The 2,198-nt window shown below is 74.8% G+C and carries 2 protein-coding genes; both read right to left on the bottom strand.

Features of this window, described 5'->3' with window-relative positions; genetic code table 11:
- Positions 1-22: 22 nt before the first annotated feature.
- On the bottom strand, positions 23-808 hold the full coding sequence (locus ACTUAL_RS31960) for a S1 family peptidase (protein ID WP_440902839.1): 786 nt from the start codon (positions 806-808) through the stop codon (positions 23-25).
- An 88-nt stretch (positions 809-896) separates the two neighbouring features.
- On the bottom strand, positions 897-2,156 hold the full coding sequence (locus tag ACTUAL_RS31955) for a cobalamin biosynthesis protein (protein ID WP_440902838.1): 1,260 nt from the start codon (positions 2,154-2,156) through the stop codon (positions 897-899).
- Positions 2,157-2,198 lie beyond the last annotated feature (42 nt).

Genomic DNA, 2,198 nt, shown 5'->3' with positions numbered 1-2,198 from the left:
CCCGAGGGCGCGCCCCCGGCGGTCATCCGATCTGCGCGCTCAGCACGCTGTAGTAGGCCGCGACCCTGGCGTACACGCCGGGGTCGTTCGGCAGTGCGCAGCCGTTGCCCCACGAGGTGGCGCCGATCAGCTTGCCGCCCGCCACGAGCGGGCCGCCCGAGTCGCCCTGGCAGGTGTCCTTGCCACCGGCCGGGACGCCCGCGCACACCATCGAGGTGTTGCTGTACTGCGAGTACGCGGTCTTGCAGGTCGCGTCCGAGGTGACCGGGACGGTGACCTTCAGCAGGTAGCGGGACGTGGAGCAGCCGGAGCAGGTGGCGCCCCAGCCGTACGCGACGGCGTTGGTGCCCGCCGCGTACAGGGCCGTGTCGGACGGGGTGGCCAGCGGCAGGTAGGTGCCGCTGACGCTGGTGCCCAGGGTCAGCACGGCCACGTCGTAGCCGCTGGTCGCGGTGCGGTAGCTGGGGTGCGACCAGATGCTGGAGACGGTGGCCACCGTGCCCGCGGTGCTCTGCTTGTCCTCGCGGCCGATCACCACGCGGGTGCTGGACGCCGAACGGCCGGCGACGCAGTGCGCGGCGGTGACGACCTTGTTGGCCTTCACCAGGGTGCCGCCGCAGAACTGGGAGCCGGAGGAGGAGGCCAGGTACACCGCCCAGGGGGCCTCGCTGATCGAGGCCCTGGCGCCGCCCACGATGAACGGGGTGACGTCGGACGCCGAGGACACCGGGGTGGTCATCAGGCCGATCGCGGCGGCAGCCACGCCCAGGCCGATGAACTTCGCCAGGCGACGCAGGGTTTTCGCCATCGGAGTTCCTTTCCGTGCAGGAGTGAGCACTCACTGCAACGCACCCGACGGCCTCCCGGCAACCTCCTTCAGCGGGACTGAGGGGGCTTCACAATTGACCAGTGACTCCGGTCACACGAACGACATCGGCGTGTACCGGCCCGGCAACAACCGGTCCCGCGTCCGGCGCCACCAGCGCCACCGCGACGCCCTGCTCGGCCAGCCGGACCGCGCCGTCCGCGCGCACCGACGTGCCCGGCCGCAGCAGGTGCCTGACCTGGTCGACGCACTCCGGCGGCCCGACCACCACGGACGCGCGGCGCAGCTCGGCCTCGGCGCGCGGGGTCCGGTCGTCCGCGCCGCCCGGCCCGAGGCCGATGAGCGCCAGCCTGCCCCTGGGCAGGACGCGGGCGGCGGCGACGGTGGCCCGCGCGCCCTTGACCTTCTCGGCGGCGATCTCCACCCGGCCGCCCGCGGACAGCTCGGCCGCGCCGCGCAGCGCGGCGGCCTCGGCGACGCTGGGGATGCCGATGGCCAGCTCCACCGGGTTGGGCACCGGGATGACGGCCAGCTCCTCGCCGGGGTAGCCGAGCAGGGGCGTGGTGGTGGAGCCGTGCCAGAAGCCCCAGTCCTCGACCGCGTCGACGAAGCAGGGCTCCTCGGTCTTGCGGTCGAGCGTGGCGAACGCGCGCACCGCCCGCAGGTCCAGCCTGCCGTCGGCGGCGAGCTTGGCGAGCGCGCCGGAGACGTCGGTGGACGTGACGCCCGCGCTCGCGCCGATGCCGATCACGAGCGTCCTGGGGATCACCCGGACCACGTGGTCGCCCAGCTCGGTCCTGGGCACCCGGTCGTCCAGCAGCACCGTCCACGCGGCCTCGTGACCGGCGGGCAGGACGTTGTCCGGCAGCGCGGGCAGCGGGAAGCCGAGCGGGTTGGCGAGCGCGACCGGCTCGCCCGCGCGCATCGCCTCGCCGCACGCCGCGGCGTCGCCCTCGGCGGTGGCGTCGAGCAGTTCGAGCAGCTCGTCCAGGGGGGACGCGGTGGGCGGGGCGGTGGTGACGGCGGTGCGGCCGAGCACGTCGGCGACCCGCTGGGCGAGCGCGTCCGCGCCGCCGAGGAGGGCGATGGCGAACGCGCCGTCGACGCACACCACACCGGGGTCGGAGCGCTCGTCGCGCAGCAGGGGGGCCACGAGGCGGACGACGGTCTCGCTGCCCTCGAAGAACACGGCGCTGCCCAGCACCGGCCACATCCGGCGCAGCGCGGGCGCGACGGGGCCGTCGGGGACGACGGCGTCCGGGCCGAGGAAGGCCGCGAGCTCCTTGGCCTGCGCCCTGCCGCGCTCGGTCGACGCGAACAAGCCGATCACGCTGCCTCCTTGCCGGGGTGGGGGTGCCATCCTTCCCCGCCG

It is taken from the genome of Actinosynnema sp. (assembly GCF_052038725.1).
This window is presented reverse-complemented; position numbering and strand designations above follow the sequence as displayed.